A 19,505-nucleotide genomic window follows, 5' to 3' on the forward strand; every position below is an offset into this window, starting at 1 on the left:
CTCCTTCTCAGCCGACGAGCTTCTGCGCGAAGACGTGGGGCGTGAATCCGGTGAGGTCGCCGATGCCCTCGCCCTGTCCGATGAGCTTGATGGGCAGGCCCGTCTTCTCCTGCACCGCGAGCACGAAGCCGCCCTTGGCGCTGCCGTCGAGCTTCGTGAGCACGAGGCCGGTGACCCCGCCGTGTTCGATGAACGCCTCGGCCTGCGCGAGGCCGTTCTGCCCCGTCGTCGCGTCGAGCACGAGCAGCACCTCGCTGATCGGCGCCTGCTTCTCGACGACGCGCTTGATCTTGCCGAGCTCGTCCATGAGCCCGCCCTTGGTGTGCAGGCGGCCCGCGGTGTCGATGATCACGATCTCGGTGCCGTCGCGCTTGGCCTGCTCGACCGTCTGGAAGGCGACGGACGCAGGATCTTGACCCTCGCGCTCGGGGCGGACGATGCCGACACCGGCGCGTTCGGCCCAAGTCGCGAGCTGGTCGACCGCGGCAGCGCGGAACGTGTCGGCGGCACCGACCACGACCGAACGGTCGAAGGTGCGGAGGAACCGTGCGAACTTGCCGATCGTCGTCGTCTTGCCGACGCCGTTGACGCCGACGACCAGCACGACGGCCGGGCGTTCGGTGAGCTTCAGCGTGGGGTCGTACTTCGAGAGCCGCTCCTCGACGATCTCGCGGAGCATCCGCTGCACGTCTTTCGGGTCTGTGGTCTTGAACCGCTCGACCTGCGCGCGGATCTGCGCGACGATCTCCTCGGTGACCGAGGGGCCGAAGTCGGCCCTGATGAGTGCGGACTCGAGGTCGTCCCACGTGTCCTCGTCGATCGTCTTCGCGCCGAAGACCCCGCGGAGGGCCGCGCCGAGCGACCAGGATGCGCGTTCTGCCATGCCTCCAGCCTAGAGCGCGAGTCGACTACACCGATCCAGTCGGGGCCCGCAAGGGGTTGCCGGCGCGCTGCCGAGCGCCGAGTCTCGGAAACGACAGCTCGGAGAAGACGGAAGGAGTGCGGATGACGACCGTGGGATTCCACGCCTCGCACGAGCAGATCCCCCCGCAGGTGCTGCTGCGCGACGTGCAGCGCGCCGAGGAGGCCGGCTTCGACGCCGCGATGTGCAGCGACCACTTCGCGCCGTGGAGCGTTCGGCAGGGCGAGTCGGGCTTCGCCTGGAGCTGGCTCGGTGCGGCCCTGCAGGCCACCCGGCTGCCGTTCGGCGTCGTCACGGCTCCGGTCCAGCGTTACCACCCGGCCGTGAGCGCGCAGGCGATCGCCACGCTCGAGTCGATGTACCCCGGCCGGTTCTGGGCGGCCCTCGGCAGCGGCGAGGCCGTCAACGAGCACATCACGGGCGACCCGTGGCCGCCGAAGGAGGCTCGCGATGGGCGCCTGCTCGAATCGGTCGACGCCATGCGCCGGCTGCTCGCCGGCGAGGAGGTCAGCATCCGCGGCGACATCGTCGTCGATCGGGCACGGATCTGGAGCCTGCCCGCGGTGCCGCCCCCGCTGATCGCCGCAGCCGTGAGCGCCGAGACCGCGACTTCGGGTGCAGCTTGGGCCGACGGACTCATCACGGTCGATCAGCCGCGCGCGACCCTGCGCGCCGTCATCGACGCGTATCGGGATGCCGGCGGGCGCGGGCCGCTCGCCGTGCAGGTGCACCTCAGCTGGGCGGCCGACGACGACGAGGCGCGGGCGATCGCCCTCGACCAGTGGCGCAGCGGCACGGTGCCACCACCGCTCGCCTGGGACCTCGACTCCCCCGAGTCATTCGACGAACGGACCGCGGATGCCACGGCCGACGACGTGGCTCGCTCGGTGCAGATCTCGGCCGACACCGGGCGACACCTCGAGCGTCTCCGCGACCTGGTCGACCTGGGATTCGACCGGATCTTCCTGCACCACGTCGGCCGGGAACAGGACGCGTTCATCGACGCCTTCGGCGAGCACGTGCTGCCCGAGCTGCGGAGCGCCGCATGAAGATCACCGCGCGCGGCGACCTCTGGTGGAAGACCGCGGTCGTCTACTGCCTCGACGTCGAGACCTACATGGACTGGAACGACGACGGCTCCGGTGACTTCGAGGGTCTCGCCCACCGCCTCGACCACCTCGCCGAACTCGGCGTCAGCTGCCTGTGGCTCATGCCCTTCCAGCCCACTCCCAACCTCGACGACGGCTACGACATCACCGACTTCCAGGCGATCGATCCGCGGCTCGGCACACTCGGCGACTTCGTCGAGTTCATCCGCATGGCCCGCGATCGCGGCATGCGGGTGATCATCGACTTCGTCATGAACCACACCTCCGATCGGCACCCGTGGTTCCGGTCGGCCCGGCGCAGCCGCGACTCCGAGTTCCGCGACTTCTACGTCTGGCGCGACCGGCCGCCGAGGAAGCAGCAGCAGCTGGTCTTCCCGGGCGAGGAGACGAGCGCGTGGGAGCTCGACGAACGATCCGGGCAGTACTACCTGCACTCGTTCTACCGGCATCAGCCCGACCTGAACGTCGCGAACCCCGAGGTTCGCGACGAGATCGCGAAGACCCTCGGATTCTGGCTCGAGCTCGGCGTCTCGGGGTTCAGGGTCGACGCGGTGCCGTTCCTCATCACGCCGCCCGACGGCGTCGACGTCGGCGACCCGCACGAGTTCCTCCGCGACCTGCGACGGTTCCTGCAGCGCCGCTCGAGCGAGGCGATCCTGCTCGGCGAGGTGAACCTCCCGTACGAGCAGCAGCTGGAGTTCTTCGGCCACCCCGACCGGCCCTCCGAGCTCACCATGCAGTTCGACTTCGCCGCGATGCAGCGCATGTACCTCTCGCTCGTGCGGGAGGACGCCAGCCCGCTCGCCGAGATGCTCGCCTCGCGGCCCGAGCTGCGCATCGAGGCGCAATGGGCGAACTTCGTGCGCAACCACGACGAGCTCACCCTCGACCAGCTGAGCGAGGAGGAGCGCCAGGAGGTCTTCGACGCCCTCGCGCCCGAGGAGTGGATGCGGGTCTACGGGCGCGGCATCGCACGCCGGTTGCCACCGATGGTCGACGGCGACCCGCGCCGTGTGCGCATGGTCTACAGCCTCATGTTCTCGCTGCCGGGCACCCCCGTGCTCTTCTACGGCGAGGAGATCGGCATGGGCGAGAACCGCGAGCGCGGCGGGCGCATGACGGTGCGCACGCCGATGCAGTGGTCGGATGAGGCGAACGGCGGCTTTTCACGCGCATCGAAGCGCCGCCTCGTCGCCAAGCCCCCGACCGACGGCTACGCGCCCGAGCATGTCAACGTCGAGGCGCAGATGCACGATCCGGATTCCCTGCTCTCCACGATCCGCAGCTTCGCCCACCGCTACCGCAGCTCGCCCGAGATCGGCTGGGGCGCGTTCGAGCTGCTGCAGCACGACGAGCCGGCGGTGCTCGCGCACCGCATGGTGGCCGACTTCGGCAGCTTCATCGCGCTGCACAACTTCGCTCCGACGCCGGCGACCGTGCGACTCTCGCTCGGCGAGGTCGCCGACGAGGCTCGGCTCTCCGACCTCTTCGACGTGCCGGTCGTGCCGATCGACGCCGACGGCCGCACCGAGATCGAGATCGGAGCGTACGGCTACCGCTGGTTCCGCATCGTCGACTCCGAAGACCGTCGCCTCACCTGAAGCGGATGCCGCGGCATCCGCTCGGCTCGGAAACCCGGCGCTGGCTCAGCTGGCCTTCGCCTCGCGCTCCTCGCGCACGCGCTGCCCGACGACCGCCGAGACCCCGTCTTGCCGCATCGAGACGCCGTAGAGGGCGTCGGCGATCTCCATGGTGCGCTTCTGGTGCGTGATGACGATGAGCTGGGAGTCCTCGCGCAGGGACTCCATGGTCGTCAGCAGGCGACCGAGGTTCGCGTCGTCGAGCGCTGCCTCGACCTCGTCCATGATGTAGAAGGGGCTCGGGCGGGCCTTGAAGATCGCGATGAGCAGGGCGACCGCGGCGAGCGAGCGCTCACCGCCCGAGAGCAGCGAGAGCCGCTCGATCTTCTTGCCCGCGGGCTTCACGCTGACCTCGATGCCGGTCGTGAGCATGTTCTCGGGGTCGGTGAGGGCGATGCTGCCGACGCCGCCCGGGAAGAGCACGGGGAAGACCTCGGCGAATGCCGCCTGCGTGTCGTCGAAGGCGCTGCGGAAGATCGACTCCATCTTGCCGTCGATCTCCTCGATGATCGTCAGCAGGTCCTTGCGCGTGTTCGCGAGGTCGGTGAGCTGCTCGGTGAGGAAGAGGTGGCGCTGCTCGAGCGCCGCGAACTCCTCGAGCGCGAGCGGGTTGACCCGGCCGAGCTGTGCGAACTTGCGCTCGGCCTGGGCGAGCCGGCGCTGCTGATCCTCGCGGCGGAAGGGCCGGGGTTCGCCCTCCTCGTCTTCAGCAGGGATGAGCTGCTCGGGCCCGTACTCGTCGACGAGCACGTCTTCGGTGAGCCCGAGCTCCGACTCGGCCCGTTCGACGAGACCGCCGACGTGCAGCTTCTTCTCGTAGATGCGCAGCTCGAGGCCGTGCACGTCTTCGGTGACCGACTGCAGTCGCTCGCGCACGGCAGCCTCTTCGCGGCGCACCGCTTGCAGCTCCTCATTGCGGCTCGCGCGTTCCGCCTCGGCGCGGCCGAGCGCCACTCGGGCCTCGGCGACGGAGGCATCGACCGACGCGAGCGCCTCGGGCAGCACCTCGGCGACCCTCGTGGCCGCGTCGAGCTGGGCGCGTCGGATCACGGCGCGGCGGGCGGCATCCGCTGCGGCCTGTCGCTCGGCCTCGAACTGCGCCTCCATCGCGCGGATGCGGGCCTCTTCGGCGCGCACGCGCTCCTTCGCGGTCTCGAGTCGCAGCTTCGCCTCGACCTCCGCTTCACGGGCGGCCTCGAGCGCGGCGAGCGCGCCGTCGCGGGCGGCGGTCTCGAGCACGGGTCGAGGTTCGGCACGTGCCGTCTCGAGCGCGGCCCTGGCCGCCGTCGCAAGCTGCTCGGCCTCGGCGACGCGCTCCTCGGCGAGCGCGGCGGCTTGACGCAGGCGCTCGGAGTCGGCGTCGGCCGCCTCGGCCTGCACGCGTGCACGGTTCAGCCGCTCGGTGCGCTGGGCGAGCTGCGCGTCGAACTCGCGCAGGGCGGCGAGCGCACGCTTCGACTGCTCCTTCGACTGCTCGACGATCTGGCGCTGCTCGGTGAGCTCGAAGCGGGCCCGCTCGATCTCGGCGCGCACCTCTTCGAGGCGGGCCGCGGCGCGATCGCGTTCGGCGATGAGCTCGATGCGGCTCTGCTTGCGACCCGAGCCGCCGCGCAGCACGTAGCGGCCGACGACCGTGCCGTCCTTCGTGATGACGGTGGCGGGAGCCTCGCGCTTCGCGAGTTCCGCCTCAGCGGCGCGAGCGGCGGCGAGGTCGTCGGCGATGAGCACTTCGGCGAGGAGGCCGAGCACGCCCGCAGGGGCGGTGACGACGTCGGATGCCGCGGTCAGCCCCGCGACCGGAGCCGCAGGTGCCGATGCCGCGCCCGCGTCGGCGAGCGCCAGCGCGACTCGGCCGAGCTCGCCCCGTTCGGCGTGCTCGAGCGCGCGGTAGGCGGCGGCCCGGTCGTCGACGAGCACGGCATCGCTCAGCGAGCCGAGGGCGGCGGCGATCGCCGGCTCGTAGCCGGGTTCGACCTGCAGCGCCTCGGCGAGAAGGCCGCGTACCCCGGTGACGCCGGCCTTGGCGAGCGCCGCGGAACCGTCTTTCTGATCGAGGGCGAGGGAGAGGGCCTGGGTGCGGGCGCCGAGGGCGCCGTGCTCGCGTTCGCGGCCGTGCAGTTCTTCACGGATGCGCTCGATCTCGGCCTCGGCTTCGAAGACCGCCCCCTGAGCGAGCTCGTACGCCTCGTCGAGGTCGGTCTCGGCGGTCTCGCCGTTGTCGGCCTCGGCCTCGGCTGCGGCGAGCGCGGTGGCCGCCGAGGCGCGGCGCTCGGCCGAGGCCTCGAGGGCGTTCTCGTGGCGCAGCACCTCGCCCCGTACGGCGGCGAGCTTCGATGCCGCGGAGTCGGCCTGCCCTGTGAGCTTCGAGAGTTCGAGGTCGTAGGCCGAGACGAGCGCGCTCTGGCGCGCGATGCCCTCGTCGACCGTGTCGAGCTCGGCACGCCGGCGCATGGTCGCCTCGTGCGCGTCGTCGAGCGCGGATGCCGCGGTGCCGACGCTGTCGCGGATGCCGGTGAGCTCCGTCACGGCCTCGTCGATCATCGCGCGGGTCACGCTCGGCGAGACCTCGGTCTGCTCGGCCGCACTGCCGAGCAGGGCGATGCGCTGCCGGGCGAGCGAGTCGAGCGAGCGCAGGCTCCCCTGCGCCTGCTCGAGTGCGAAGGTCGTCGATCGCGCCCGGTCGACGGCATCGCCGACCTGCGCCTGCTCGAGGCGGGTCACCTTCGCCTGATGCTGCTCCAGCTGATCCTGCAGCACGAGGCGCTCGGCGTGCCGCTCGTGCTCGCTCTTGCCGTGCTCGTCGAGGGCACGGCGAAGGCCGACGACCTCGTCGGCGAGCAGTCGCGCCTTGGCGTCGCGCATGACAGCGGCGATCGTCGCCGCCTCACGGGCGACCTCGGCCTGGCGGCCGAGCGGCTTCAGCTGCCGCCGGATCTCGCCCGCGAGGTCGGAGAGGCGGGTGAGGTTCGCCTGCATGGCGTCGAGCTTGCGGAGCGTCTTCTCTTTGCGCCGACGGTGCTTCAGAATTCCGGCCGCCTCCTCGATGAAGCCGCGACGATCTTCGGGCGTCGCGCGCAGCACCTGGTCGAGCTGGCCCTGCCCCACGATGACGTGCATCTCCCGGCCGAGGCCGGAGTCGCTCAGCAGCTCCTGCACGTCGAGCAGGCGGCAGTTGTCGCCGTTGATCGCGTACTCGCTCGCGCCGTTGCGGAAGAGGGTGCGCGAGATCGTCACCTCGGTGTACTCGATCGGCAGCGCACCGTCGCTGTTGTCGATCGTGAGGCTCACCTCGGCACGGCCGAGTGGACCACGGGTCGAGGTGCCCGCGAAGATGACGTCCTCCATCTTGCCGCCGCGGAGGGTCTTGGCGCCCTGCTCGCCCATCACCCAGGCGAGGGCGTCGACGACGTTGGACTTGCCGGAGCCGTTGGGACCGACGATGCAGGTGACGCCCGGTTCGAATGCGAACGTCGTCGGCTGTGCGAAGGACTTGAAGCCCTTGAGCGTCAGGCTCTTCAGGTACACGTCCCACCCTCTCCTGGTCGCGAGAACGCTGGGCTCTACGGTATCCGAGGTTCGGGCCCGCGGCGCGCATGCGCGCCGAAGCGCGTCCGATCCGCCCTTGTCCGCAATCGTGCGGCAGCGATAGTCTGATCGGCTGCCCGCTCCGATGCGGGCCGGAAAGCGGTACTTCAGATGGTGATCGACATTCGCCCTGTTCGCGTGCCCGCGTCGCTCGGAACCCCCGACTCGGCCGAGTTCGAGGCATTCGCGGCGTTCGCCGAGGCGCTCGAGGTCGAGGTGCACGGCAACGACGAGCTCAGCTACGGGGCCGACGAGATGCTCGTCTCCTACGGCGATGAGCGGTACATGATGCGGTGCGCGTTCGGCGCTTGGGATGGCGACCGCCTGGTCGGCACCGCGAACGTCGTCTGGGACCGCGATTCCGGCGCGACGACGGCGTTCTCGACGATCCTCGGCGTCTCCCCCGGAATGCGACGCCGGGGCATCGCCGGCGAACTGCTCGCAGTGATCGAGCGCACCGCGCGCGACGCCGGCAAGACGACGCTCGTGCTGCGGGCCGACCACCGCATCGACCAGCCCGATCCGGGCACGGAGCGGTTGCGGGCGCCTCAGGGCGACGCGAGCATCGCCGCAGACGAACCAGCGGCCCGCTTCGCGCTCGCACACGGCTACTCGCTCGGCCAGCTCAATCGGATGAGCGCCATGCAGGTGACCGGCCGTGCCGAGGAATTCGGCGAGCGCCTCGTGGGGTACGAGGCGACCTCACCGGGCTACCGGCTCGTGACCTGGCACGATCGGGCGCCCGCGGACCTGATCGAGGCGCTGGCCCATGCACGCGAGCGGATGTCGGTCGATGCGCCGAGCGGCGAGATCGACTACGAACAGGAGACGTGGGATGCCGAGCGCATTCGCGCGGAGGAGCAGCAGGCGCTCGACGCCGGCCGCCGCACGATCATGACGGTCGCGGTCGGCGACGACGACGTCGTGGCCGGCTACACCCAGCTCCTCCTGGCGCCGCGCAAGCGAGTCGCCTACCAGGACGACACCTTCGTGCTCGCCGACCACCGCGGTCACGGCCTCGGCATGCGCATGAAGCTCGCGAACCTCGTCGAGCTCGAGCACGCCGCACCCGATCGAGAGCGCGTGATCACCTGGAACGCCGACGAGAACGAGCACATGCTCGCGATCAACATCGCCCTCGGATTCGAGCCGGTGGCGGTCGACTCGTCGTGGCAGAAGGGCTGAGGGCCGACCCGGAGGGGGCGACGATGACCGTGGAGATCCACGAGGTGCCCGTGCCGGCGGCGCTCGGCACGCCGGAGGCTCGGCAGTTCGAGGCCTGCGCGGCGCTCGGCTTTCGGCTCGAGCGCGCCAACTGGGGTCACGACCACTTCGCGGAGAGCGCTGCGGAGCTGCTCGGGCGTCACCGCAACGACACCCATCGCGCTCATGCGCTCCTCGGTGCCTGGGACGGCGACGTCCTCGTCGACAGGGCGGGGCTCGGCTGGGAGCGGGACGCCGCGGCCGCCACCGTCGAACTCACGCTCGGCGTGCTCCCCTCGCATCGCCGCCGGGGCATCGGCTCGCAGTTGCTCGCAGCTGCCGAGCAGACGGCTCGCGACCTCGGCCGCGAGGCCGTCGTCGGCTACTCCGACCACCCCGACTCCGAGGGCGGCGAGGGCGACGGGCCGATGCTGCACGCTCCCGACGGCGACGGCGGGCTCGCGGCATCCGTGGCCACTGCCGGATTCGCCTCGGCGCACGGCTATGCGCTCGCGCAACTCGAACGCGTGAGTCGCCTCACGGTGCCGGGCCGTCTCGCCGGGTTCCGCCGCGAACTCGACGAGCAGACGGCACGAGTGCACGCACGCGGCTATCGGGTCGAATCCTGGACCGATCGCTCGCCGAGCGAGCTCGTCGACGCCTACGCGGCCGCTCGCGAACGAATGGCGCTCGACGTTCCCGCCGGCGGCGTCACCATCGACGAGGAGCCCTGGGACGCCTCGCGGGTGCGCGAACACGAATCCGCGGCGTTCGACGGCGGCACGACCCTGCTCGTCGCGGCGGCGGTGACCGCTGACGGCGGGATCGCGGGCTACACCGAACTCGAACTGCCGTCCGAACGCGAGTTCGCGTACCAGTCCGACACCCTCGTCGTCGGCGCCCACCGCGGCAACGGTCTCGGCATGCTCGTGAAGCTCGCGAACCTCGTGCGCCTCGCCGAGACCTCGCCCGAACGCAGCGTCGTCTACACCTGGAACGCCGACGAGAACGAGCACATGCTCGCGATCAACCTCGCCCTCGGCTTTCGCCGTTGCGGACTCGAGGCGATCTGGCAGCGCGACGTCGCCTGATCATTCAGCCGGACGCCGGCCGACGCAGGGTCCTGACGCGCTGGCACCTCGGGCAGAAGTGCGAGCCACGGTTCATGAACGACTCTCGCACCATCGCCGTGCCGCAGCGCGGGCACGGCTTGCCGGCACGCCCGTACGCGTTCAGGGAGTGCTCGAAGTAGCCCGATGCGCCGTTGACGTTCACGTACTGGGCGTCGAAGCTCGTGCCGCCCTCGGCGAGGGCCTTGCCGAGCACCTCGCGCACGGCGCCGAGGAGCTCGCGGGCGCGCCGGGTCGACAGCGACGACGCCGGCTGCTCGCCGTGCAGGCGCACCGCCCACAGCGACTCGTCGGCGTAGATGTTGCCGATGCCGCTGACGACGCCCTGGTCGAGCAGCACGCGCTTGATCGCCGTGCCGCGCTTGGCGAGCGCCGCCACGAAGTCCCGATCCGAGAACGCGGGGTCGAGGGGGTCGCGCGCGATGTGGGCGACCTGGGCGGGCACCTGACGCGCCCACTCCCCCGTGACGCCGTCGGAGAAGCCCGCGATCTCGCCGTCGGCGGTCGGCACGAGGCGGTCGATCGCCAGCGAACCGAAGATGCGCTGGTCGACGAAGTCGACGCGAAGCTCACCGTGCTCGGGATGCTCGAGGTGCAGTCGCACGCGAGCATGCGCATCGTCGCCGGGATGGTCGGGCGTGCGCAGCAGCATCTGCCCGCTCATGCCGAGGTGGCCGACGACGGCCCGGCCGGCGCGCCGTTCGTCAGCCGACAGGGGCAGCCAGAGAAACTTGCCGCGCCGAACCGCCGCATCGATGCGAGCGCCCGTCAACAGGGCCTCGAAGTCACCGGATGCCGCATCGTGCCGTTTCAGCGAACGAGGCTCGAGCACCTCGACAGCCGACACGACGGCACCCGTGACCGCGGGCGCGAGCCCGGCCCGCACCACCTCGACCTCGGGCAGCTCGGGCACGTCAGGCCGGGTTCAGCAGAGTCCAGGCCTCGAGCGCGGCGGCCATCTCGGCCTGCTTCTTGCTCGATCCCTCGCCCGAAGCCTCGACGAGGTCGCCGACGGTCACCGTGGCGACGAAGTGCTTGTTGTGGTCGGGCCCGCTCTCGGCGACCGTGTACGCCGGTGCGGTGGCACCGCGACGAGCCGCGATCTCCTGCAGGCTCGTCTTCGGGTCCATCGCAGCGCCGAAGCGCGCAGGGTCTCTCATGAGCGGCGCGACGAGTCGCAGCACGAGCGCCGTGGCGGTGTCGCCACCGGCATCGAGGTAGACGGCGCCGATGATCGCCTCGACCGTATCGGCGAGGATCGACGGCTTGTCAGCACCGCCGGTCATGGTCTCGCCCCGGCCGAGACGGATGTATCGTCCGACGCCGATCGCGCGGCCGACCTCTGCCAACGCCACGCTCGAGACGAGGCTCGCCCGCCGCTTCGCGAGCTCCCCCTCGTCGAGATCGGGGTGGTCGCTGAAGAGCTTGACCGTGACGGCCTGCCCGAGGATCGAATCGCCGAGGAACTCCAGGCGCTCGTTGGTCGGGATGCCGCCGTTCTCGTACGCGAAAGACCGGTGCGTGAGCGCGAGCTGGAGCAGGGCGGGATCGATCGAGATCTGCAGGCGTTGCTGCAGCTCCTCGAGCGCGTGATCCACTGCCCCGTTGAGCTCCGTTCGCGTCACGACCGGTCGTTCGGGTGTCTGGGGCCGACTAGACGTCGGCGACCTTGCGACCCTTGTACTCGAGGAAGAGCGGGGTGCCCGCCGAGTCCTCGACGACCTTGGCGCGGTGAGGAAGGCTGTAGGTGACCTTGCCGTTCTCGACCGTCTTGACCAGGGTGGGGACCTCGGCCTTCCACTGCGCACGGCGCATGTGGGTTCGGGCGCGTGACTTCTTCCGCTTCGGAACAGCCATGTCTATCTCTCTTCTCTCTGCTGGTCGGCGCCGGATGCGTCATCCGGGCCGTTGTCTTCGGAAGCCTGGTACCCTGCGAGCGCGGACCATCGTGGATCGCTGTGCTCAGGGGTGACGAGTTCCGGATGATCGGCCAGTCGGAGCCCGGTCTCGAGGTCGAGTCCCGGGCAATCCGGTCGGCACACCGGCTGGAACGGCAGTGCCAGCACTACCGCATCTCGGATGAGTGGTTCAAGATCCACGTGGTCGTCTTGAACCTCATACTCGATGGCTTCCCCAGAATGATACCCGAAGAGTTCTTGGAACTCGACTTCGACGGGCAGCGCGATGTCGATGAGGCACCGGCCGCACTCCCCCTCGGCCACTGCGTCGACCTCTGCGGTGACGAGGATGCCCTCGTGCACCGACTCGAGTCGGACGTCGATATCGAGCTCGGATCCGGCGCGGACGGCGACGAGCCCCTCGCCCATCTGGTCGCCGGCAGCGACGGAGAAGGGGTGCTCGCGCATCTCACCGGGACGGTTGACGAGGTCGCGGACGTTCACACGGAACGGGGAGTACTTGATGGCCACGAACGACGAGTCTACGCGCCGAGGGATGGGCGTTCGCCGAACGCCCGGCGACGTGCGGCGTCGAAGAGCGAACGCGGTGCGAGCAGCGCTCGCGCGCGCACCGCCGGCGGAGCATCCGCGACGAGGGCCGCACGCACGTTCGCGAGATCGACGAGCAGCGCGGGTGCCGCGGCTGTCGTCGCGATGTCAGGCCCGTACCGCTCTCGCTCGACGGCGTCGCGGAGCTCGAACAAGGCGGACCTCGCCGCCGCGTCAGCGAAGGCGGCCCGCTCGGCGACGGCGTTCGCGAAGGCGCGGGCCGTCTCGGCGGCGTCACCGCCGGCGCCGAGATCTCGTGCCGTCGCGATCACCTCGTCCCACGCGGCATCCGCTGGCCTCTCGCCCCTCGCGATGCGGCGGCGACGCGACCAGCGCTGCCCGATGCGCAGCAGTGCCGGCAGGAGCAGCACGAACACCACGACGAGTGCCACGGGTACGCCGCGCTGCCACCCGGCGGCCGTGGCAGAGCCGCCGGCCTGCCCGGCGAGCCCGCGGTCGGGGTCGAGCTCTGGGCGGCCGCTCGCGTCGGGGGTGACGGGTGCCGTGCTCGGCGGCGCAGCACCGGTGCCGTCGCCCGCGCCCGGTCGGGAGTAGCCGGGCACCGTGCCGCGGCCCGGAGTGGGCTCGAACGGCACCCACCCGACACCCTCGAAGTAGAGCTCGGGCCATGCGTGCAGGTCGTGCGAGTCGACCTCGACCCGTTGCACGCCGTCGACGCGCTCCTGCGTCGGCGACCCCTGCGTGTAGCCGAGCGAGATCCGCGAGGGGATCCCGATCTCGCGTGCGAGCACCGCCATCGTCGATGCGAAGTGCACGCAGTAGCCCGCCTTGGTCTCGAGGAACGTCGCGATGACGTCGAAGCCGCCGCCGTCGTAGCCCTCGGCGACGGGCGCCTCGGTCGAGTAGTCGAACTGCGCCGAGCGGAGGAAGGACTGGATCGCCACCGCCGCGTCGTAGCGGGAGGCAGCGCCCGCCGTCACGGTCGCCGCCGTCTCGGCGATGATCGGCGGCATCTCTTCAGGCAACGCGAGGTGGCCCTCGAGGTCGGCGGGCACATCGGTGCTCGCTTCGCGCAGTTGCGCGACCGTCGGCTCCACCTCGAGGCGCGTGGCCCGGTAGCGCTGCCCCGAGGTGTTCGTGTCGACGCTGCGCACCGAGAGCGAGCCCTCGTCCCAGAACCACGAACCGCTGAGCCCCTCGATGCGCGTCGTCGGATAGGGCACGGGGAGCCAGGTCGTGCGCACCTCGTCGACGACCACCTCGATCGGATGCTCCGCGGTCGCCACCGCGTCGGAGAGGCCCTCGGGCTTCGGCATCGCATCGACCGTGTTGTCGCCGTCGACCGCCGCGTTGCCGGCGCCCCACACCTCGCCCTCGAACTCGTCGAGCGTGAGCAGGGTGAAGTACGGGCGGTCGGCGTCGGGCGCGAAGTAGTGGAACGCCGGGCTCGCCTCGGGGCGCCGGAGGTCGCGCCCCAGGTCGATGAACGGGCTCACCCCGCGCCCGAACAGCGTGCCCTGGCTCGGTGAGCCGAGCAACAGGCTCGACGAGATGCTCGGCGTCGAAGCGGCCAGGATCGACGCGGTGAGGAGGCCGACCGCGGCGAGGCCGAGCGACGCCCCGAGCGTCGAGACGATGGGCACCCGGTTCGGCGGCACGATCGTCGCCGCGTCGTCGCCGTCGGCGCCCGCGGCGAGCAGCGCTCGTCGCCGCACCCGCACATCCACCCGGAGCAGCAACAGGTACGCCGCCGCGGTGAGCACGAGCGCCGGCGCGTCGGCACCGGCCTCGATGATGAAGCCCGGCACGACGACGGGCACGAGTGCCGGCACCGCGGCGAGCGCCGGCACCCTGAGCGTCTGCACGAGCAGGTCGACGACGAAGGCGAGGAGCCCCATGCCGAGGGCGAGGGCGAACAGGAGCGGGGGCACGGGGATGGCGGGCACCGACTGCTGCTCGATCGTGCGCTGCGCCCCGGACATGAGGGCGCCGAAGGCCTCGAAGGTGCCCTGGGTCGGGATGACGAGCGCGATGCTCGTGGCTCCGCCGAACACGAGGGTCAGGAGCAGCAGGAGCACGACGAGTTCGAGCACCGGCACGAGGGAGGCCGGCGTTCGCAGCGCGCGCAGGCCCGTGCCCGCGAACAGCACGCCGCCCGCGATGAAGGCGCACAGCCACCACCATCCGCTGCCGGCGATGAGCGGGCCGAGCGCCATCGCCGCGGTCGCCAGCAGCAGGAAGGATGCCGCGGTCAGCGCGAGCCGCTGGGCGCGAGACAGTGGAACCGGGTCAGGGCGCATCGGACGCTCCCGGTACGGCGGGCGCACGGCGCGCGGCGGTGCTACGCGGCGCAGCAGGCTGGGGGCGGGCCGTGCCCGACCAGGCCGACGCGAACTCGGCCGCGCGGCGCACGCGCACCACACGCCAATCCGCCTTCTCGAGCAGCTCGACGATGCTGCCGGCCACGCCCTCGGTCGCGAATGCCACGGCGGGTTCGATGCTCGATCGCAACGCGACGAGCGAACGGGCGTCGTGTTCGTCGGGGTCGACGAGCACGGCGAAGCCCGGCATGCGGGCATCCCGGCCGCGAGAGCCCGCGGTGTGCGCGCCGGCTGACGACCGGGAGCGAGCACCGGCGGCGCCGCTCGGGCCGTCGAGTCGTGCCAGGTCTTCGAGCAGGAGCCGGTCTCCGCCGGGCATGCGATAGCCCGCGCCCGACTCGCCGACGGCGAGACCGCGTTCGGAATCGTCGAGGCGATCGCAGCGAACCCGGTAGCCGCGTTCGAGCAGGTGCATGCCGATCGACGCGGCGACCTCGACACCGAGTTCGAAACCGAAGTGCGGCCCGTCGTCGGCCTCCCGACGGTGGCCTGCCTGCCGAGCCCGGCCAGCCAGCGTGGTGTCGAGGATGATGCGCGCCTCGGGGTCGCCGCGCTGCTCCTCTTCTCGCACCATGAGTTCGCCGCGACGGGCGGTCGCCGCCCAGTTGACCCGTCGCAGCGGATCGCCGTAGCGGTACTCGCGGGCGATGAGCTCGTCGGAGTTCGGATGGGTGCGCAGCTGCAGTCCGTTCAGCACGCCGTCGACGCTCGCCGCCGAACCGAGTGCCGCGTCGAGCGGGGTCACGCGCGGGGTGACCACGACCTCGTGCGCGGTGCCGACGTCGCGATCGACCCGGGCGAGCCCGAACGGGTCCGCGATGCTGACGCGCAACGGGCCGATCGGGTAGACGCCGCGTCGGGGCGTGCGGAGCCGGTATTCGACGTGCACGGTGTCGTCGCCGGAGGGCAGCATCGATTCGTACGGACCCATCGCCGGCAGCACCGCCTCGGGCGCGGCCGTGAGCGTCGTCGGCACCCCGTCGCGCCAGTGCGCCCCGTCGAAGGTGCGCCGTGATCGGTTCTTGATGACGATCGCGACCAGGGTCGAGCCGCCCGCTGCGACGACCGGCGGCGAGAACCTGCGGGTGACGGCGAGACTCGGTTTGCGAAGAGCCACGAAGAGTGCGGCCACGGCCGGCATGGCGATGCCGACGAAGGCGAGCACGAGCACGTCGCGCGAGTCGAACCAGAGCGACACGGCGAGCAGGAGCACCCCGACGATGACGAGCGTCGCACCCCGGCGGGTGAGCCGCGGCCAGGTCGCGACTCGAAGGGAGCGGGGGCGCCACATGTCAGTTCCTTCGCGCGCTGCCGACCGGAACCGGCGTCTCCCCCACGATGCGGCGCACGATGGCGTCGATGAGCGGCCCACTGTCTCGGTCGTGCGCCCCGACGGCACGACTCGTGGGCACGAGACGGTGCGCCAGCACGGGCACCGCAAGCGCGTCGACGTCGTCGGGTAGCACGAAGTCGCGGCCGTGCATGGCCGCGTGCGCCTTCGCCGCGCGGATGAGCTGCAGCGTCGCGCGCGGGCTCGCCCCGAGGCGGAGCTGGCGGTCTTCACGGGTCGCGCGGGCGAGATCGACCGCGTACTCCTTGACGGGCTGCGACGTGAACACGTGCTGCACCGCCTCGATCATGCCGCGCAGCTCGGCGAGGCTGACGACGGGCTCGAGCGCGTCGAGCGGGCTCGAGGTCTCTCGCGTCGAGAGCATCGCGAGCTCGTCGGCCGACGCCGGGTACCCCATGGAGATGCGGGCCATGAAGCGGTCGCGCTGCGCCTCGGGCAGCGGATAGGTGCCCTCCATCTCGACCGGGTTCTGGGTCGCGACGACGGTGAACGGCGGCTCGAGGCGGTAGGTCGTGCCGTCGGCCGTGACCTGGCGCTCCTCCATGCACTCGAGCAGCGCCGACTGGGTCTTCGGGCTCGCGCGGTTGATCTCGTCGCCGATCACGATGTTGGCGAACACCGGCCCGTGCTTGAACTCGAAGCGCCGGCTCGCCTGGTCGAAGACCGAGACCCCGGTGACGTCGCTCGGAAGCAGGTCGGGCGTGAACTGGATGCGGCTGACGGTCGCGTCGACCGAGCGGGCGAGGGTCTTGGCGAGCATCGTCTTGCCGACGCCCGGCACGTCTTCGATGAGGAGGTGGCCTTCGGCGAGCAGCACGGTGAGCGCGCTCGTGACCGCCTCGCGCTTGCCGGCAATGACCGCCTCGACGTTCGCCACGATGGCGGCCGCGCGTGCACCGACCTCGTCGATGCCCATCTGCGCCGCGACGGCGGTGGTCTCGGTCATGGCGTCATCGCCACCTGGAGGTATTCGGAGACCGCGCTCGGCACGTACGGTGCCACGTCGCCGCCGAGCGCCGACACCTGGCGCACGAGCGAACTCGACACGTGGGCGTTCGCCGGGTCGGGCAGCAGGAAGATCGTCTCGACGCCGGCGAGGTGGCGGTTGACGATCGCCATGGGGGTCTCGTAGGCGACGTCGAGCTGCGAGCGAACGCCCTTCACGAGCACCGAGGCGCCGACATCGGTGCAGTAGTCGACGAGGAGACCCATGCTCCACGACGCCACGACGATGCGACCCCGGATGCCGGCATCGGCGATCGATCGCTCGATGAGCGAGACCCGCTGCGCGATCGGCAGCAGCGCCGACTTGTCGGGGTTGTGCACGACGACGACGTGCAGCTCGTCGTAGAGCCCCGCCGCCCGCTCGATGACGTCGAGATGGCCGAGCGTGACGGGGTCGAACGATCCTGGGACGACGGCGATCCGCTGCATACGCACCAGCGTACTGCCCGCACCGCCTCGCGCGAGGGGCTGTGGAGAGTCTCAGCCCTTGCTCAGGTATCCGCTCGTCTCCTCGTCGAGGCGACGGCGCACCGCAGCAGCGAGCGCGGGGTGGGCGGCGAGCCCGTCACCGCCCTCGAGCACCTCGCGGGCCAGCTCGCGCGCCTCGGCGATGAGGTCGCCGTCGCGCACCACCTTCAGCAGCTTCAGCGACGAGCGCCCGCCCGACTGCACGGCGCCGAGCACGTCGCCCTCCTGCCGCAGTTCGAGATCGGCCTGGGCGAGCTCGAAGCCGTCGAGTGTCGCCGCGACGGCCTCGACGCGCTGCAGGGCGAGCGACCCTGGCACCGCCGAGGTCACGAGCAGGCAGAGCCCGGGCACCGAGCCACGGCCGACCCGGCCGCGCAGCTGGTGCAGCTGCGAGACGCCGAAGCGGTCGGCGTCGACCACGACCATCGCGCTCGCGTTCGGAACGTCGACGCCGACCTCGATGACCGTGGTCGCGACGAGCACGTCGATCTCGCCGGCCGCGAACGCCCGCATCGCCGCGTCCTTCTCGTCGGCCGACATGCGACCGTGCAGGGGCGCGACGCGCGTCTCGGCGAAGCGCGGATGCGCGCGCAACTCCGCCAGCACGGCGACGACGGATGCCACGGGCGCCGCGGCATCCGCTCGGCCGTCGCCGTCGGTCGGTTCGAGGCCGGCGGTGCCCCCGGGGCCCTCGTCTTCGACGACCTTCGCCTCGATGGCGGGGCAGACGACGAACGCCTGCCGGCCGAGCGCGAGCTCCTCTGCGAGGCGCTCCCAGATGCGCGGGCGCCAGGTCGGCCGGATCGCGAGCGGCACGACCTGCGAGGTGATGCCGGCCCGGCCGGCCGGCAGCTCGCGGATCGTCGACACGTCGAGGTCGCCGAACACCGTCATCGCCACCGTGCGCGGAATCGGCGTGGCCGTCAGCACGAGCACGTGCGGCGGGCTCTGGCCCTTCAGTCGCAGCGCCTCGCGCTGCTCGACGCCGAAGCGGTGCTGCTCGTCGACGACGACGAGTCCGAGGTCGGCGAACGAGACGTTGTCGCCGAGCAGGGCGTGCGTGCCGACGACGATGCGAGACTGACCGGCTGCGGCCCGCAGGAGCGCCTTCTTGCGCTCGGCGAGGGGCAACTGGCCCGTGAGCAGGGTCGGCATGAGTTCGGCCGCGAGATCGGGACCGAGCATCTTCGCGATCGAACGCAGGTGCTGGCCGGCGAGCACCTCGGTCGGGGCGAGGAGGGCCGACTGGCCGCCCGAGTCGGCGACGGCGAGCATCGCACGCAGCGCCACGATGGTCTTGCCCGAGCCGACCTCGCCCTGCACGAGACGGTTCATCGGCACGGCCTCGCCGAGGTCGTGCGCGATCTCGCCGCCGACCTCGAGCTGGTCGCCGGTGAGGGTGAACGGCAGGGCGGCGTCGAAGCGTTCGAGGAGTCCGCCGGGCACCGGCTGGCGTGCGACGGTCGTGTGCGTGCGCAGCTCGGCGCGACGTTCGAGCAGCGCCGTCTGCAGCACGAACGCCTCGGTGAAGCGCAGCGTGCCGCGAGCGCGCTTCCAGTCACCGTCGCGCTCGGGCCGGTGCACGAGCTCGAGCGCGTCGCGGTGGCCGAGCAGCGACTTCGCGGCGCGCACGGATGCGGGCAGCGGATCGTCGAGCGGGGCGAGGCCGTCGAGCACGAGCTCGACCGCCTTGGCGATCTGCCAGCTCGCGAGCGTCGCCGTCGCCGGGTAGATCGGGATCGGCGCCTCGGCCCAGCGCTTGGCCGCCGCACCTCCGGCCTCGAGCGGCGTCGCGTCGTCGAAGAGCTCGTAGTCGGGGTGCGCGAGCTGGCGCTGCCCCTTGTAGTCGCTCACCTTGCCGGCGAAGATGCCGCGTCGGCCGGGTCGCAGGTCTGCCGCCCGCCAGCGCTGGTTGAAGAACGTGAGGGTGAGCACGCCCGTGCCGTCGGTGATCTTCGCTTCGACGATCGAGCCGCGGCGAGCCCGCATCGACCGCTCGCCGACCTCGATCACCTCGGCGATGATCGTGATGTTCTCGTCGAGCGGCAGGGTCGCGAGGGCGGTGAGCTCGCCGCGCATGGCGTAGCGCCGCGGATAGTGCGCGAGCAGGTCGCCGACGGTGCGATGCCCGAAGCCGCGCTCGAACGCCTGCGCGGTGCGGCCGCCGAGCGCGCCCGACAGCCGGGAATCGAGCGTAAACGAGCCCGGCGCGATCTCGCCGGCCGTCGTCACGTCGCGCCCCT

General features: G+C 71.4%; 15 protein-coding genes. 4 read left to right on the forward strand and 11 right to left on the reverse strand.

Annotated elements, in window-relative coordinates; all coding sequences use genetic code 11:
• Positions 1 to 7: 7 nt before the first annotated feature.
• Positions 8 to 883: a signal recognition particle-docking protein FtsY gene (ftsY, locus tag VPH61_RS10160; RefSeq protein WP_332063374.1), complete on the reverse strand. Its 876-nt coding sequence runs from the start codon at positions 881 to 883 to the stop codon at positions 8 to 10.
• A 122-nt stretch (positions 884 to 1,005) separates the two neighbouring features.
• Here ftsY and VPH61_RS10165 point away from each other — a divergent pair, with 122 nt between their 5' ends.
• Together VPH61_RS10165 and VPH61_RS10170 are read left to right on the forward strand one after the other, a co-directional pair.
• Positions 1,006 to 1,971 carry a TIGR03885 family FMN-dependent LLM class oxidoreductase gene (locus VPH61_RS10165; RefSeq protein ID WP_332063375.1) on the forward strand — a complete coding sequence of 322 codons (966 nt, stop codon included), beginning with the start codon at positions 1,006 to 1,008 and terminating at the stop codon, positions 1,969 to 1,971.
• Entirely contained in the window at positions 1,968 to 3,632 is a 1,665-nt protein-coding gene (locus VPH61_RS10170; RefSeq protein WP_332063376.1) for an alpha-amylase family protein, read from the forward strand. Before VPH61_RS10165 ends, VPH61_RS10170 begins: the two co-directional genes overlap by 4 nt.
• A gap of 45 nt (positions 3,633 to 3,677) precedes the next feature.
• On the opposite strand, the gene smc is transcribed toward VPH61_RS10170, so the two are convergent.
• Positions 3,678 to 7,196, reverse strand: a complete 3,519-nt coding sequence (smc, locus tag VPH61_RS10175) for a chromosome segregation protein SMC (RefSeq protein WP_332063377.1) — start codon at positions 7,194 to 7,196, stop codon at positions 3,678 to 3,680.
• A gap of 171 nt (positions 7,197 to 7,367) precedes the next feature.
• Between smc and VPH61_RS10180 the strand changes: the two genes are divergently transcribed.
• Together VPH61_RS10180 and VPH61_RS10185 are read left to right on the forward strand one after the other, a co-directional pair.
• Positions 7,368 to 8,441, forward strand: coding sequence for a GNAT family N-acetyltransferase (locus tag VPH61_RS10180; protein ID WP_332063378.1), 1,074 nt, complete (start codon positions 7,368 to 7,370; stop codon positions 8,439 to 8,441).
• 23 nt (positions 8,442 to 8,464) lie between these two features.
• Positions 8,465 to 9,550, forward strand: coding sequence for a GNAT family N-acetyltransferase (locus VPH61_RS10185; protein WP_332063379.1), 1,086 nt, complete (start codon positions 8,465 to 8,467; stop codon positions 9,548 to 9,550).
• A gap of 4 nt (positions 9,551 to 9,554) precedes the next feature.
• Here VPH61_RS10185 and mutM read toward each other — a convergent pair whose 3' ends face one another.
• Genes mutM through VPH61_RS10230 form a run of 9 tightly spaced genes read right to left on the reverse strand, consistent with a single transcriptional unit; the run spans position 9,555 to position 19,494 of the window.
• Entirely contained in the window at positions 9,555 to 10,502 is a 948-nt protein-coding gene (gene mutM / locus VPH61_RS10190) for a bifunctional DNA-formamidopyrimidine glycosylase/DNA-(apurinic or apyrimidinic site) lyase (RefSeq protein WP_332063380.1), read from the reverse strand.
• A gap of 1 nt (position 10,503) precedes the next feature.
• Positions 10,504 to 11,187, reverse strand: a complete 684-nt coding sequence (rnc, locus tag VPH61_RS10195; protein ID WP_442879086.1) for a ribonuclease III — start codon at positions 11,185 to 11,187, stop codon at positions 10,504 to 10,506.
• Positions 11,188 to 11,242: 55 nt separating this feature from the next.
• Positions 11,243 to 11,446, reverse strand: coding sequence for a 50S ribosomal protein L32 (rpmF, locus tag VPH61_RS10200; RefSeq protein ID WP_022891802.1), 204 nt, complete (start codon positions 11,444 to 11,446; stop codon positions 11,243 to 11,245).
• 2 nt (positions 11,447 to 11,448) lie between these two features.
• Positions 11,449 to 12,018: a YceD family protein gene (locus VPH61_RS10205; RefSeq protein WP_332063382.1), complete on the reverse strand. Its 570-nt coding sequence runs from the start codon at positions 12,016 to 12,018 to the stop codon at positions 11,449 to 11,451.
• Between the two features lie 11 nt (positions 12,019 to 12,029).
• On the reverse strand, positions 12,030 to 14,357 hold the full coding sequence (locus tag VPH61_RS10210; RefSeq protein WP_332063383.1) for a transglutaminase family protein: 2,328 nt from the start codon (positions 14,355 to 14,357) through the stop codon (positions 12,030 to 12,032).
• Positions 14,347 to 15,729: a DUF58 domain-containing protein gene (locus VPH61_RS10215; protein ID WP_332063384.1), complete on the reverse strand. Its 1,383-nt coding sequence runs from the start codon at positions 15,727 to 15,729 to the stop codon at positions 14,347 to 14,349. The genes VPH61_RS10210 and VPH61_RS10215 overlap by 11 nt, the downstream gene beginning before the upstream one ends.
• A gap of 1 nt (position 15,730) precedes the next feature.
• Positions 15,731 to 16,735, reverse strand: a complete 1,005-nt coding sequence (locus VPH61_RS10220; protein ID WP_332063385.1) for an AAA family ATPase — start codon at positions 16,733 to 16,735, stop codon at positions 15,731 to 15,733.
• Entirely contained in the window at positions 16,732 to 17,223 is a 492-nt protein-coding gene (gene coaD, locus VPH61_RS10225) for a pantetheine-phosphate adenylyltransferase (RefSeq protein ID WP_332063386.1), read from the reverse strand. The genes VPH61_RS10220 and coaD overlap by 4 nt, the downstream gene beginning before the upstream one ends.
• A gap of 51 nt (positions 17,224 to 17,274) precedes the next feature.
• Positions 17,275 to 19,494: an ATP-dependent DNA helicase RecG gene (locus VPH61_RS10230; protein ID WP_332063387.1), complete on the reverse strand. Its 2,220-nt coding sequence runs from the start codon at positions 19,492 to 19,494 to the stop codon at positions 17,275 to 17,277.
• Positions 19,495 to 19,505 lie beyond the last annotated feature (11 nt).

It is taken from the genome of Agromyces sp. CCNWLW203, assembly GCF_036576125.1.
In the GTDB taxonomy this organism is placed as follows: domain Bacteria; phylum Actinomycetota; class Actinomycetes; order Actinomycetales; family Microbacteriaceae; genus Agromyces.